Genomic DNA, 13,283 nt, shown 5'->3' on the forward strand with positions numbered 1-13,283 from the left:
ACACAGGCGCTAAATTGCTAAAAGCCTATGACGGGCCTTGCATCAGCTCTAGCATCTTGTGCTGATTAGGTTGGCGCACGATACCGCGCTCGGTCACGATTACGTCAATCAATTCTGCGGGAGTAACATCAAACACTGGATTGTAAGCGGGGATTTGGGCGGCCAGACGCTGCCCGCTCAGAGCAAGAACCTCAGTCGCGTCGCGCTCTTCAATGGGAATGTCTATTCCGCTGGCAAGCTGCATATCAATCGTCGAGCTTGGCGCGACCACCATAAACCTTACAGCATGGTAGCGGGCCAGCACGGCCAACTGATAGGTACCAATTTTATTGGCGACATCACCATTGGCAGTGATGCGGTCGGCGCCGACAATCACCCAACTGATCTTACCTTGGTGCATTAAATGAGCTGCGCAGGAGTCTACGCTGAGCACACTAGGGATTCCCTCACCCAGCAATTCCCATGCAGTCAGCCGCGCACCTTGTAGCCAAGGACGGGTTTCGTTGACATGCACACACTCAAGCAATCCATCTATGTAAGCAGCGCGAATCACCCCTAAAGCCGTACCAAAGCCTGCGGTAGCTAAAGCGCCGGCATTACAGTGAGTCATAACATGCTGCTTGCCAGCACTGCTCTCACGTATAACCTGTAGGCCAAACTCAGCGGTCTGCAAGTTAGCTGCGCGGTCCTCGTTATAAATAGCCAGCGCTTGCGCCTCTAAAGCTAGCAGCGGGTTAGTGTGCTGACTGACAGCGGCAAGGCAGGCACGCATTTTATCCAGCGCCCAGAATAGGTTCACTGCCGTAGGTCGCGATGCCGCGAGCAGCTCGAAGTCGGGCTGTAATGCCACTGCTAAATCCGCAACCTGATAAGCGCTGTGCTGCTGCGCTGCCAGTACTATGGCGAAAGCTGCCGCAACACCAATGGCCGGCGCGCCACGCACATGCATCTCAGCGATGGCTTGGGCAACTGCACTGGCTGTTGTATAGCGCTGCCAGCATTCTTCCTGTGGCAGCAAGCGCTGATCAAGCAAGTACAAGGCATTATCGCGCCACTCAAGGGCTTTAACCTTTTCAGCCGCAAGCATCTGTTCGCGTATCATCCATATGACCCCTTGATAAATAAGTGATTATAGCTGAATCTGGATTTAAAACCGCGCTGCAGCTGTGCCCCGCTGGACAGTTGTTGCGTCTATCGAGCAATGAGCAGCACAACGCTTTATCCACCATTAAAGCATTTATCAATTTTGTAGCAGGAAGCCACACATATGCCCCACTCGCCTTTAGATTGCTTGTTATTGCCCGAGTGGCTAGTGCCGGTTGAGCCCGCCGGTGTAGTGTTAAAAAACTACGCTATTGGTATACGCGGCGACCACATCGCTTTAATTGCGCCGCGCGAGCAAGCATTAAAAGTGCCTTGTGCCGACATCCGTGAGCTACCCAATACCCTGTTGACCCCCGGCTTGATTAACGCCCATGGTCACGCGGCGATGTCGTTATTTCGCGGTTTGGCCGATGACTTACCTTTACAGGTTTGGCTTAAAGAACACATTTGGCCTGCAGAAGCGCAGTGGGTGAATGCCGACTTTGTCCGCGATGGCACTGATCTAGCCATTGCTGAGCAGCTAAAAAACGGCATCACCTGTTTTTCTGACATGTATTTCTTTCCCGAAACAGTTTGCCAGCAAGTACACAGTAGCGGTATCCGTGCGCAAATTACCGTGCCTATGTTGGATTTTCCCGTGCCTGGGGCTCGCAACAGCGCCCAAGCCTTGCGCGAAGGTTTACAGTTGTTTGATGACTTTAAGCAGCACCCGCGTCTTTCCATTGGTTTTGGCCCACATGCGCCTTATACGGTAAACGATCAGGGGCTTGATAATATTGTGATGCTGGCCGCGCAGTTGGATGCGCCCGTACAAATGCACGTGCATGAGACAGCCGCGGAAGTGCAGCAAAGTATTGAGACGTATGGCGAGCGCCCACTGGCCCGTCTGAATCGCCTAGGCCTGCTGGGGCCACGTTTCCAGGCAGTGCATATGACCCAAGTGAGCGATGAAGATATTGCGCTCTTGGTACAAAGCAATACCAGTGTCATTCATTGCCCTGAATCCAACTTAAAGCTTGCCAGTGGCTTTTGCCCCATTGAGCGCTTGTGGAATGCTGGGGTAAATATCGCTGTTGGTACCGACGGTGCAGCCAGCAATAACAATCTTGACCTGCTTAGCGAAACGCGTACTGCAGCCTTATTAGCCAAAGCAGTGGCGCAGTCGGCTAGCGCCATTGATGCGCACCGTGCCTTGCGCATGGCCACCTTAAACGGTGCCCGAGCCTTGGGGATTGACAGGCAAACTGGATCATTGGAAGTGGGCAAGTTAGCTGACCTCACCGCCTTTAATTTTAATGATTTATCTCTGCAGCCAGTTTACGAGCCAGTCTCACAACTGATTTATGCCGCGGCGCGCAATTGTGTCGAGCATGTCTGGGTGGGTGGCAAACAGCTCCTTAAAGACCGCCAGCTGGTGCGAATGGATGAGCAACGAATCATTGCTAAGAGTCGCGAGTGGGGTCGTAAAATAGCAAACAAATCAAACGCTTAAGTAGCACTCTTATAGTCTTGTCAAGCTTTCTTGAGTCAGCCCTTGCGATCAATAAGGTAAAAATAAAGAAAAACTGGCATGATGTGTACCTTAAATCGCGGCACATATCGTATAGGACTGGGTTATGACCAATGTAGACCATGCTGAAATTGCGAAGTTTGAAGCCTTAGCTCACCGCTGGTGGGATCGTGAGAGTGAATTTAAACCCTTACACGACATTAATCCTCTGCGGGTGAACTGGATTGATGAGCGCGCCTCATTAGCCGGTAAAAAAGTGCTCGACGTTGGCTGTGGCGGCGGCATTTTAAGTGAAGCAATGGCACAACGCGGCGCCACCGTGACCGGTATTGATATGGGTGAAGCCCCGTTAGCTGTCGCGCGCTTGCACCAGCTTGAAACTGGTGTTGACGTCACCTATCGCCAAGTTACCGCAGAAGACTTAGCGGCGGAAATGCCAGAGCAATTTGATGTGGTGACTTGCTTGGAAATGCTTGAGCATGTACCTGATCCCGCATCGATTATTCGTGCCTGTTACGCATTAGTTAAACCTGGTGGCCAAGTATTTTTCTCAACGATCAATCGCAACCCCAAAGCTTATCTATTCGCTATTGTTGGCGCTGAATACATTATGCGGTTATTGCCGCGCGGCACCCATGATTTCAAAAAGTTTATTCGCCCGTCGGAACTGGGCGCTTGGAGTCGCGCCGCTGGCCTGCAAGTGCAAGACATTATTGGCTTAACCTACAACCCGCTGAGCAAGCGTTACAAGCTTGAAGCTGATGTGGATGTGAACTACATGCTGCACACCACTAAGGATGCCTAATGCGCATTGAAGCAGTGTTGTTTGATCTGGACGGTACCCTACTCGATACCGCGCAGGATTTTTTTGCCATTGTGCAGAGTATGCGTAGCGAACGAGGCTTGCCGCCACTGGCCTGTGCTAGTGGTTTTCGCCAGCAAGTCTCGCAAGGCGCGCAAGCCATGGTTAATTTTGCTCTTGCCTTAGATCCGGACCACCCAGAAGCAGACGCGTTGCGCGAAGACTTCTTAGCGCGCTACACCCAGCAACATGCTAAATACACCGTACCTTTTACCGGTGTTTTAGAGGTTCTCAAGCAGCTCGATAATGCTGGTATGCGCTGGGGTGTTGCCACCAACAAACCTTGGCGTTTTGCTCAGCCAATTATGGATGCCCTGAACTTATCCTCACGCAGCGCAGTTTTACTCTGCCCTGATCATGTGAGCAACAGTAAGCCCGCGCCAGATATGTTGTTATTGGCCTGCAAACAGTTACAGCTAGACCCACGGCAAGTGCTGTATGTCGGCGATGATCAACGCGATATTGATGCCGGTCGCGCAGCAAATATGCGCACAGTCGCAGTGCGTTATGGCTATATCAGCGCTGGCGACAACCCGAGCAACTGGGGTGCTGATGCGGTGCTTGATAACATTGGCGAGCTCATCAATCTGCTCGACATACAGCGCAGCTGTTAAATTAAATAACCTGCCAGCAGCAGTATTTACATCAATAAGCTGGCTTAGTTCATTGTTTTGAAAGGAATAATTTATGTTTGATTACACAGCGCCTGCTGACTTATTGAAAGATCGTATTATTTTGGTAACGGGTGCTGGACGCGGTATTGGCGCCGAAGCAGCGCGCACCTATGCCGCCCATGGTGCAACCGTCTTATTACTGGGTAAAACCGAAAAGAACCTAAACGCTGTGTACGATGAAATTGTTGCTGCAGGCCACCCGCAACCAGTTGTGATTCCCTTGGATTTAGAGCGTGCCAACAGTGATGCCTATGGTGAGTTAGCAGCAATGGTTGAAGCCGAGTTTGGACATTTAGATGGCTTGCTGCACAACGCCTCTATTTTAGGTCCGCGCACCCCTCTGGAACAGTTGGCCGGTGAGAATTTTGCCAAGGTTATGCAGATCAACGTCAATGCAATGTTTATGCTGAACAGCGCCATGCTGCCGCTATTGCGCTTATCCAAGGATGCCTCAGTGATCTTCACCTCAAGCAGCGTGGGCCGCAAAGGACGCGCCTACTGGGGCGCTTATGCAGTCTCTAAGTTTGCTACCGAAGGCTTAATGCAAGTGATGGCGGACGAGATGGACGGCACTTGTATTCGCGCCAACAGCCTTAATCCAGGCGCAACACGCACTGACATGCGCGCCCATGCTTATCCAGGCGAGAACCCCATGAACAATCCTACTCCAGCTGACATCATGCCGCTGTATCTCTACTTGATGGGCCCGGATAGCAAAGGGGTCACTGGGCAAGCACTTAACGCGCGCGAATAAATCTTTACCTATTTACGCCCGTATACGCGCCATGACCAGCAATTGGCTTGGCGCGTTTTGCTTTAACCTAGCCCGTCTACAACTGTCTAACAGCGCCCTCCTTCATCAGCTTCGTCAAAAAAATACAGCCTTATTTGGAATACTGGCCACAGGAGCTGGCCATAGTGGCCATTTGCAATGTTTTTTTGACGCTGCAACCTGCCTGTCGGTATAAGTCATTGATATTGAAGGTGTTTATAATTCTGGCACGAAAATAGCTTAAGTAATATTAAGCATACTTAAGGCGTCCCATGTTATGAATACGCAATCCAACTCAAATGTTATTAATTTAGAAAGCTCTGCGGCTAAGCGCTTTGCCAGTACAGCTAAAGAGCTGCCGCTGCTAGCGCTATCCCATGAAGAGTTGCGTCAGCTGTTATCCAACCAATTGCAGAGCACTTTGGATGTGCAAGATATTTTAATGATGTTTTTTAAAATATCACAGCGCATGATCAGCTACGACTCGCTCACTTACAGGCATGAGAGTCAAAGCGTTGCTGTAGAACTGGGCGTCCTGCAAAAGCATCGCGTGGCCTATAACTTGAACTATCAAGGTGAGTATTTGGGCAATATTGTCTTTAGCCGAGGACGCAGCTTCACTGAACAGGAGTTGGGTGATTTTGAGTCGATCATTGCCAGTTTGATTTTCCCATTGCGCAACGGTCTGCTCTACGCTGCCGCACTGCAAAGCGCCCTTAAAGATCCATTAACTGGGGCTGGCAATCGGATCTCTATGCAGCAAACCTTGCAGCGTGATATTGATACGGCGCAGCGTCATAAGCAGCCACTGTCGGTACTGATGATTGATATTGATTACTTTAAACGCATCAATGATTGCTATGGCCACAGTGCTGGCGACTTGGTGCTGGTAGAAATCGCCCAAGCTATCCAAATGCAATTGCGCAGCACCGATGCTTTATTTCGCTACGGCGGTGAGGAGTTTTTAGCTGTATTGCCGAACACTTGCGAGGCAGATGCTCTAGTGGTGGCAGAAAGATTGCGCGCAAGTTTAGCAGCATTGCTCATCAACTTCGCTGGGGAAGAAATATCTATAACAGCAAGTTTAGGCTGCGCGACATTAGGCTCTGATGACTCACTGAGCAGCTTGTTACAACGCTCTGATGTAGCCTTGTATGCTGCCAAGCGCAAAGGTCGTAACCAAGTCCAAGTAGCGCCCTAGTTTAGAGCGCCACAATATTTTCTGCGTTTAATTACTCAGGACGTAAACGGCGTACTGGTGCTTTTTTATTACCGGCAGGCGCATTGCTACGAGGCTTTCTGGAGTCTTTGGCAAACTCAGCAGGCTGCTCTTTACTGGTGGTGTAAACGGTTTTATCCGCACCACGGCGTGCACCATGGCCAGCTCCTACAGGTTTCACGGTTTTACGTTGCTGACGCTCAAGCTTCTCTTTAGCTTTTAGGCTCATTTCCGGCAAAGCAATCGGCTCCAGCCCCACCTCTTTACTGAGAATATCCACTTCCGACTGGGTCATTTCACGCCAGCGCCCCATGCGTAATTCAGACGTCAAAAACACTGGTCCAAAACGCACACGCTTAAGACGGCTGACCACCACATCCTGTGATTCCCATAAGCGTCGCACTTCACGGTTACGCCCTTCCATCACCACACAATGGAACCAACGGTTAAAGCCCTCACCACCTGGCGCTGCTTTAATGTCAGTAAACTTGGCCGGACCATCATCAAGCATCACACCTTTCTTCAGATTATCGATCATCTCTTCAGTGACATCACCGCGCACACGCACGGCGTACTCACGGTCCATCTGATAAGACGGGTGCATTAAACGGTTAGCCAGCTCGCCATCGGTGGTAAACATCAGCAAGCCTGTGGTGTTGATATCTAAACGGCCAATATTGATCCAGCGCCCAGCATGGGGCTTGGGAATCCGATCAAAGACTGTGGGGCGGCCCTCGGGGTCGTTACGGGTGCAAACTTCACCGTCGGGTTTGTTGTAGATCAACACACGGCGTTGTGCATAGTCAGCAGCATCGCTTTTCAATGGGCGACCATCAACAGCGATGGCATCTAGACTATCGACTCGAGTGCCTAGCTTAGCAACGCGAGAGTTAACCTGTACCCGCCCCTCTTGAATCCAGCGCTCCATTTCGCGGCGCGAGCCGACACCCATGCGCGCCAAGACTTTCTGTAGTTTTTCGCCTACTGGTGCGACAGTAGTTTGTTTGGTTTTATCGTTCATTCTAAGCACCTCCCGGTGGGTTACTTTCAGTTATTAATTTGCATAATTTGCAAGTTGCTTATCATACGCTCAGCCCAGCTATTAGACGATATAAATCAATCAGTGCGCTGAGTTAAATGCCATGCTTGGTGAATTTTCTTATTGCGCGCAAAGTCTGGATCAAAGGTTTGCGCAGTGATATTTGTCACTTGATAGCGAGATTCAACACTTTCATCCATCACAAAACGGCGGAAATTATTCGAGAAGTACAGGCTACCACCCGGTGCTAAACGGGCCATGGCGCGATCAAGCAAAAGCACATGGTCGCGCTGGATATCAAACACATCATCCATTCGCTTAGAGTTGGAAAACGTTGGTGGATCGACAAAGATCATGTCGTAGATTTCCCGATCATTTTCCAACCACGCCATAACGTCTGCATGCACTAAGCTGTGTTTATCTGAAAAACCATTTAGCGCTAGATTGCGCTTAGCCCAATCCAAGTAGGTTTTCGACAAGTCAACACTGGTAGTACTGCGCGCACCGCCAGCAGCTGCATGCACGGTTGCGACCGCGGTATAGCAAAACAGGTTCAAGAAGCGCTTGCCCGCTGCTTCTTTTTGGATGCGCATGCGCATCGGACGGTGATCAAGAAACAGCCCTGTGTCCAAGTAGTCAGTCAGGTTTACCAGTAACTTAACACCACCTTCAGTGACATTCATAAACTGCCCGCGCTCGGCTTGGCGCTCATACTGGCGGGTGCCCGCTTGACGTTCACGGCGCTTAATTACAATGCGCTCAGGTGGCACATCCATTACCGTAGGGATTGCTGCTAAAGCATCTAAGAAACGCCCTTGAGCTTTTTCCGGATCAATGGAGCGCGGTGCAGCATACTCTTGCACGTGCAGCCAGTCAGCATAAACATCAATGGCTAACGCGTACTCAGGCATATCGGCATCGTAGAGTCGGTAGCACTCGATCTCTTCTTTGCGCACCCAGCGGCCTAGCTGCTTAAGGTTTTTCTTTAGACGGTTAGCAAACATCTGTCCGCCTTCGCTCAGGCGTGCAGACTCTGCGGCAACAGGCACTGTTTCTGGCTCACCAGTTAAGCGCGGTGCTTCATCGTCAAAATCACGGCTTGGCTTAGCTTGCCCGTGACTACTGGCGCGCTCAGTGGTGACGAAGCGGTCAGGGTTAACTTGGAACAACAACAAGCGACATGGTAGAGCACCATTAAACAGTGAGTACTGTTTATGACTGCGCAAGCCCATGCGCTTACCGAGTTCAGGTGCGCCGGTAAAGACTGCCGCTTGCCAACCTAAGCAGGCACTGCGTAAGCGCTCACCTAAATACTGGTAAAGATACAAAAGACTGGCTTCATCACCTAAGCGCTCACCGTACGGCGGGTTGGTAACCACCAGTCCAGTTTGCCCTTGATCTGGCTTAGGCTCGAAGGTTGCCAACTCACCTTGATAAATATTGACCCAGCGTGCCAGTCCCGCGCGCTCAATATTATTGCGGGCGGGCTGAATCAAGCGCGGATCCGCTTCATAGCCGCGAATCCACAGTGGCGTCTTGGCTAAGCCCGTTTGCGCACGCTGTTGCGCTTCTTCGTAGAGCGGCTGCCAAGTTGCCGGAATATGTCCAAGCCAATTACTAAAACCCCAGCGCTCACGGCGTAAGTTTGGCGCAACATCCGCTGCCATCATCGCCCCTTCAATTAAGAAGGTTCCAACCCCGCACATTGGGTCCACTAACGCAGCCCCTTGTTTGGCCAATTCAGGCCAGCCGGCGCGGAGCAAAATAGCTGCAGCTAAGTTTTCTTTGAGCGGTGCTGCCCCTTGCTGCAAGCGATAGCCGCGCTGATGCAAGCTGGTGCCGGACAGGTCTAGCGATAAAGTTGCCTCACCGCGGCGCAGGTGCAAATGGATCCGTACATCGGGATTGATTTTATCAACAGAAGGACGGTTGCCCTCGGCATCGCGTAAAGCATCAACAATGGCATCTTTTACTTTTAACGCGCCAAAGTGGGTGTTATCAATCCCAGAGCCACGGCCGGTAAACTCAACAGATAAAGTACCACTGGCAAGCAAATGCTCCGACCAATCAATGTCGTTTACGCCGTGATACAAATCTTCAACTGTTTTTACGCTAAAGCGCTTTAACACCAACAAGACGCGGTTAGCCAACCGTGACCACAAACACATGCGGTAAGCGGCCTGCATCGTACCGCGTCCTGATACGCCAGCCAGTTGCTCGCGAGCATCCGATAAGCCCAAGGCTTGTGCTTCATCAAGCAACAAACCCTCTAGACTCTTGGGACAGGTTAAATACAGTTCAACTTCTTGATTGGCGGGCATAAAATTTCCAGTGAGTACTTAATTTAAAACTTTTATAGAAGGGTTTTCGTAAGGTTAAAATAACCTTTCATCGAATTAATCCCAATTACGAGCTGTGCTTGCGACAATTACGCTGAGTTGTAACACAGATACCAAGCGCATAAACACTCAGCTATGCGGCTTAGCCATTCAACAAACCGCCCCTTATGCTTTTTATACTTGAAAGAGCCCTTGTATAGATCAAAATAATCATTCCAACTCTGCTTAGCATTGGTTAGAACTCGTATGAGCTTGGTTGGTTTGCCAAGCTTGAAACTCACCTTGGAGCATGTGAGTTTCTTAACTGTACAGTATACGGCTTTCTTATAAAGCCGACGGTAACATTCTTGTCAAACACTGAGGGCAACACCCAATGAGAAGACTCAAGCGTGATCCGTTAGAACGTGCTTTTTTACGTGGCTACCAACATGGTGTCACAGGTAAGTCGCGCGAACTCTGTCCATTTAATTTAATATCTGCTCGTCAAGCTTGGTTAAACGGCTGGCGAGAAGGCCGTGCTGATAACTGGGATGGCTATCGTGGCACCGCAGGTATTCATCGGCTTAATGAACTCAATGCCGTAGGTTAAGCCTGCTGCTGTTTAGATCGTGAGGCGCAAGTCAGGCCTCACGATTCTGTAATAACCCAATAGCCGCTATCAGGCCTTAGGCTGTACGCCGGCAATGGCATCCACAGACTGACGAATGAGCTCAGGTCCTTTATAAATAAAACCCGAATAAACCTGTACTAGGCTCGCGCCTGCTTGGATTTTTTCCGCAGCATGCTGACCTTCAGTAATGCCGCCAGCGGCAATAATAGGTAAACGTCCTGCTAATGTTTCAGCCAGCACACGGACCACATGAGTGCTTTGTTCGCGTACCGGCGCACCGGATAAACCACCTGTTTCATCGGCATGCAACATCCCTTCAACACCCCGGCGAGACACCGTAGTGTTAGTGGCAATCACTGCATCCATGCCCGTTTCAATTAAAATATTGGCAACGCTAACAATTTCCTCGTCGCTCATGTCTGGAGCAATTTTAATCGCTAACGGCACGCGCTTGCCATGCACAACGGTGAGATCTTCTTGACGTTGACGCAAGGTATCCAGCAGGTTTTTTAACGATTCACCAAACTGTAAAGAGCGTAAGCCGGGCGTGTTCGGCGAACTTACATTCACCGTAATGTAACTGGCACTGCTGTACACTTTATCCATGCACAATAAGTAATCGTCGGCAGCATTCTCAACTGGGGTGTCGACGTTTTTGCCGATATTAATCCCCAAGACACCAGAAAACTTAGCGTTGCGTACCCGTTCCACAAGGTGATCAACGCCAAGGTTATTAAACCCCATGCGGTTAATCACAGCTTCTGCGGCAGGCAAACGAAACAGACGCGGCTTGGGATTACCAGGTTGCGCCCGTGGCGTCACAGTACCTATTTCAATAAAGCCAAAGCCAAGACCAGATAAACCTAAAATGGCATCGCCGTTCTTATCTAAACCAGCGGCTAAACCAACTGGGTTAGGGAAATCAATCCCCATAACATTGACTGGCAAAGCTGTCGGCTGTTTTACCACACGCTGCGCCAAACCAAGTCGCCCTGCCGCACCCAATAAATCTATGGTTAATTCATGGGCTGTTTCAGGGGATAATTTAAAGAGTAAACGACGGGATAAGCTGTACATAGAATATAAGGTATCGAATCAGTTAAGTTAATGTTTGTAATTATAGCGGGTTAAGCTAAGCGCCGCAGATCTAAAAGCTGACCTTGCGCATTAAACTCCATAATAAAGCTGCCAGATATACCATTACGGGTTAAAAAGGGCTGCAGGTGTCGCGCCGGCAGACTGATCGTTCGTCCGGTTCTGCTGCGAATCAAGACGCGGTTAGCCGTACCCTGATAAACACGTAAGAATTCCTGTGCAGGTATTGATATATCAAAGACTAAACTGAGCATGCTAAACTCTGCTATTGAAGTATTGCACTGTTATTAAAATATTGTCACAGTGTAGCATGCGTTATGCCGAGGCTCTTCACGGTTATTACTGTTCGAAAGGTGTTATCTAGATCTATGGGGCGTTCAACTTTTTCAGGGTCACTTCTGTCGCGCTTCAGGGCTTTATTTAAAAGCGCTGATTTTGACGCCAGCACCTTTACGCCAGAACGTATTGCTGCACGCATTCAGCTGCCATTTGCGGGTCTTGAAGTTCCACCGCTAACGATTTCTTGGAAAAAAAACCTCTACTTCCAACACCTGTACGAACTGCCTCGGGGCGCACTTTCTGGGCCGGTACAAGAAGATAAAGCGGCGGCGCATGCCTTACTTGCCAAATTGGTCAATAAAGACATTGATACTGAAACCATTGTCGATTTACGTGATGTATATGGCTTAACTGAACCCCTCGCCGAACTGACCGGCATGCAAGACTTAGAAACCCTTGCCGCCAGCAAAGAGTGTCGTCATATTCGCATTATCAGTTACCGCGACTTTGAGAAAACCATCACGCAAGCAATTCCGTTGTTTTTAAGTGATGAACCTATTTACTTACGCCAAGCCAGCTGGCTGGGTGAAAGCTTATTTTGGTCAGGTGAACAACACAGTTACGAATTCGCTTGCGCGGTTGTCTACGCCAGACGGCGCGGTTTAGAGTTGCCCAAGCGTACGCATATCTGCCGCTACTCGCTGAATATCAACACCTTACAAACTGTAAAGCAAACATACCACATGCTCATCATGCCCGAGCAAGCATGGAGTGACCGTGAGTTTATGGCTATTTTACTGCACTCCGGCTGCCCCTATGCTCGCTTGGCTTTAAACAAAGCACCTGCGCCATTGGAAGTACTGCTTTTACCGAAAAATCAAGCAACTGCAGACACTCTTGGCAAAGGCCTGCTCATGGCTGGCGCTCAGGATGCCTGTGAAATCCTGCTGCAACTTGCGCTGCACTAGAGCCCCCTCTTCCCGCTGCCTCTGCTACCTCTCGCCTCTCACCTTTAGACCTTTAGAGCCTGCTGTTTAAACTCGTATGCTCAGTCAGTAAGTGTGCACCTATACAGTGAAAACGTTGCATATCGAAAATGACTGTATATAATAACAGTCACTGTATATAACAACAGAGACTCATTATGTCGAAGCTAACGAAACGTCAGGCAGAAATTTTAAGCTTTCTTAAGGTCTGGATTGAAGACAATGGTTACCCACCAACACGTGCTGAGATCGCTAAAGAGTTGGGGTTTAAGTCACCTAATGCCGCAGAAGATCACCTCAAAGCCCTAGCGCGCAAAGGTGCAATTGAAATGATTCCAGGCGCTTCTCGCGGCTTGAAAATAGTCGAGGTCGAAAGCTTAGACGCCAATGGCCTGACCCTCAATGAGAATGAGCTGCCGGTTGTCGGTCGAGTTGCTGCGGGCGAACCCATTTTGGCTGAGCAACATATTGAAAGCTCCTGCCCTGTGCCCCCCAACTTATTTAAACCAAGGGCAGATTACTTACTGCAAGTGCGCGGTATGAGTATGAAAGATATTGGTATCCTTGATGGCGACTTGCTCGCCGTTCATATCACTCAAGAAGCCCGTAACGGTCAAGTGGTTGTCGCCCGAATCGATGATGATGTCACTGTGAAACGTTATAAGCGTGAAGGTAATACGGTTTGGTTGTTACCTGAAAACAGCGACTTTGAACCAATTGTTGTTGATTTAAAAACACAAGAACTGACCATTGAAGGCTTAAGTGTCGGTGTTATACGCCGCTAGAGAGGTTTT

13 protein-coding genes are annotated in these 13,283 nt (G+C 49.7%); 8 read left to right on the forward strand and 5 right to left on the reverse strand.

The annotated features are described in order from the left end of the window. Window positions 1–25 precede the first annotated feature (25 nt). Window positions 26–1,099 (reverse strand): S-methyl-5-thioribose-1-phosphate isomerase, encoded by a 1,074-nt coding sequence (gene mtnA, locus O6P33_RS08680; RefSeq protein WP_269819498.1) that lies wholly within the window; start codon window positions 1,097–1,099, stop codon window positions 26–28. Between the two features lie 168 nt (window positions 1,100–1,267). On the opposite strand from mtnA, the gene O6P33_RS08685 reads away from it, so the two are divergent. From O6P33_RS08685 to O6P33_RS08705, 5 genes are all read left to right on the forward strand, one after another. Further along, the gene (locus O6P33_RS08685) at window positions 1,268–2,596 is read left to right on the forward strand and encodes a TRZ/ATZ family hydrolase (protein ID WP_269817393.1); all 1,329 of its coding nucleotides are present in this window, start codon (window positions 1,268–1,270) and stop codon (window positions 2,594–2,596) included. A gap of 124 nt (window positions 2,597–2,720) precedes the next feature. After that, window positions 2,721–3,419 (forward strand): bifunctional 2-polyprenyl-6-hydroxyphenol methylase/3-demethylubiquinol 3-O-methyltransferase UbiG, encoded by a 699-nt coding sequence (ubiG, locus tag O6P33_RS08690; RefSeq protein ID WP_269817394.1) that lies wholly within the window; start codon window positions 2,721–2,723, stop codon window positions 3,417–3,419. After that, window positions 3,419–4,090, forward strand: a complete 672-nt coding sequence (locus O6P33_RS08695; RefSeq protein WP_269817395.1) for an HAD family hydrolase — start codon at window positions 3,419–3,421, stop codon at window positions 4,088–4,090. Before ubiG ends, O6P33_RS08695 begins: the two co-directional genes overlap by 1 nt. Window positions 4,091–4,163: 73 nt before the next feature. Next, window positions 4,164–4,904, forward strand: coding sequence for a YciK family oxidoreductase (locus O6P33_RS08700; protein WP_269817396.1), 741 nt, complete (start codon window positions 4,164–4,166; stop codon window positions 4,902–4,904). Between the two features lie 295 nt (window positions 4,905–5,199). Beyond that, a complete protein-coding gene (locus O6P33_RS08705; protein WP_269817397.1) occupies window positions 5,200–6,123 on the forward strand; it encodes a GGDEF domain-containing protein in 924 nt (307 codons plus the stop codon). A 31-nt stretch (window positions 6,124–6,154) separates the two neighbouring features. Here O6P33_RS08705 and rluB read toward each other — a convergent pair whose 3' ends face one another. Then, the gene (rluB, locus tag O6P33_RS08710; RefSeq protein ID WP_269817398.1) at window positions 6,155–7,162 is read right to left on the reverse strand and encodes a 23S rRNA pseudouridine(2605) synthase RluB; all 1,008 of its coding nucleotides are present in this window, start codon (window positions 7,160–7,162) and stop codon (window positions 6,155–6,157) included. Between the two features lie 95 nt (window positions 7,163–7,257). Next, entirely contained in the window at window positions 7,258–9,501 is a 2,244-nt protein-coding gene (rlmKL, locus tag O6P33_RS08715) for a bifunctional 23S rRNA (guanine(2069)-N(7))-methyltransferase RlmK/23S rRNA (guanine(2445)-N(2))-methyltransferase RlmL (RefSeq protein WP_269817399.1), read from the reverse strand. 391 nt (window positions 9,502–9,892) lie between these two features. Here rlmKL and rmf point away from each other — a divergent pair, with 391 nt between their 5' ends. Next, the gene (gene rmf, locus O6P33_RS08720) at window positions 9,893–10,108 is read left to right on the forward strand and encodes a ribosome modulation factor (RefSeq protein ID WP_269817400.1); all 216 of its coding nucleotides are present in this window, start codon (window positions 9,893–9,895) and stop codon (window positions 10,106–10,108) included. Between the two features lie 69 nt (window positions 10,109–10,177). On the opposite strand, the gene O6P33_RS08725 is transcribed toward rmf, so the two are convergent. Both O6P33_RS08725 and O6P33_RS08730 read right to left on the reverse strand, forming a co-directional pair. After that, window positions 10,178–11,206, reverse strand: a complete 1,029-nt coding sequence (locus tag O6P33_RS08725; RefSeq protein ID WP_269817401.1) for a quinone-dependent dihydroorotate dehydrogenase — start codon at window positions 11,204–11,206, stop codon at window positions 10,178–10,180. A 50-nt stretch (window positions 11,207–11,256) separates the two neighbouring features. Continuing rightward, on the reverse strand, window positions 11,257–11,478 hold the full coding sequence (locus tag O6P33_RS08730; RefSeq protein WP_269817402.1) for a DUF2835 domain-containing protein: 222 nt from the start codon (window positions 11,476–11,478) through the stop codon (window positions 11,257–11,259). 114 nt (window positions 11,479–11,592) lie between these two features. Here O6P33_RS08730 and O6P33_RS08735 point away from each other — a divergent pair, with 114 nt between their 5' ends. Both O6P33_RS08735 and lexA read left to right on the forward strand, forming a co-directional pair. Next, on the forward strand, window positions 11,593–12,471 hold the full coding sequence (locus O6P33_RS08735) for a DUF6685 family protein (RefSeq protein ID WP_269817403.1): 879 nt from the start codon (window positions 11,593–11,595) through the stop codon (window positions 12,469–12,471). 176 nt (window positions 12,472–12,647) lie between these two features. Beyond that, window positions 12,648–13,274 carry a transcriptional repressor LexA gene (gene lexA, locus O6P33_RS08740; protein ID WP_269817404.1) on the forward strand — a complete coding sequence of 209 codons (627 nt, stop codon included), beginning with the start codon at window positions 12,648–12,650 and terminating at the stop codon, window positions 13,272–13,274. Window positions 13,275–13,283: the final 9 nt, after the last annotated feature.

The organism is Denitrificimonas caeni, assembly GCF_027498055.1.
Taxonomy (GTDB): domain Bacteria; phylum Pseudomonadota; class Gammaproteobacteria; order Pseudomonadales; family Pseudomonadaceae; genus Denitrificimonas.

What these genes read in the sequence shown, in the direction of transcription:
- O6P33_RS08705 (WP_269817397.1), top strand. Translation starts at nt 5,200, where the DNA reads ATGAATACGCAATCCAACTCAAATGTTATTAATTTAGAAAGCTCTGCG.
- ubiG (WP_269817394.1), top strand. Translation starts at nt 2,721, where the DNA reads ATGACCAATGTAGACCATGCTGAAATTGCGAAGTTTGAAGCCTTAGCT.
- O6P33_RS08685 (WP_269817393.1), top strand. Translation starts at nt 1,268, where the DNA reads ATGCCCCACTCGCCTTTAGATTGCTTGTTATTGCCCGAGTGGCTAGTG.
- rluB (WP_269817398.1), bottom strand. Translation starts at nt 7,162, where the DNA reads ATGAACGATAAAACCAAACAAACTACTGTCGCACCAGTAGGCGAAAAA.
- O6P33_RS08735 (WP_269817403.1), top strand. Translation starts at nt 11,593, where the DNA reads ATGGGGCGTTCAACTTTTTCAGGGTCACTTCTGTCGCGCTTCAGGGCT.
- O6P33_RS08700 (WP_269817396.1), top strand. Translation starts at nt 4,164, where the DNA reads ATGTTTGATTACACAGCGCCTGCTGACTTATTGAAAGATCGTATTATT.
- lexA (WP_269817404.1), top strand. Translation starts at nt 12,648, where the DNA reads ATGTCGAAGCTAACGAAACGTCAGGCAGAAATTTTAAGCTTTCTTAAG.
- rmf (WP_269817400.1), top strand. Translation starts at nt 9,893, where the DNA reads ATGAGAAGACTCAAGCGTGATCCGTTAGAACGTGCTTTTTTACGTGGC.
- O6P33_RS08730 (WP_269817402.1), bottom strand. Translation starts at nt 11,478, where the DNA reads ATGCTCAGTTTAGTCTTTGATATATCAATACCTGCACAGGAATTCTTA.
- O6P33_RS08695 (WP_269817395.1), top strand. Translation starts at nt 3,419, where the DNA reads ATGCGCATTGAAGCAGTGTTGTTTGATCTGGACGGTACCCTACTCGAT.
- rlmKL (WP_269817399.1), bottom strand. Translation starts at nt 9,501, where the DNA reads ATGCCCGCCAATCAAGAAGTTGAACTGTATTTAACCTGTCCCAAGAGT.
- O6P33_RS08725 (WP_269817401.1), bottom strand. Translation starts at nt 11,206, where the DNA reads ATGTACAGCTTATCCCGTCGTTTACTCTTTAAATTATCCCCTGAAACA.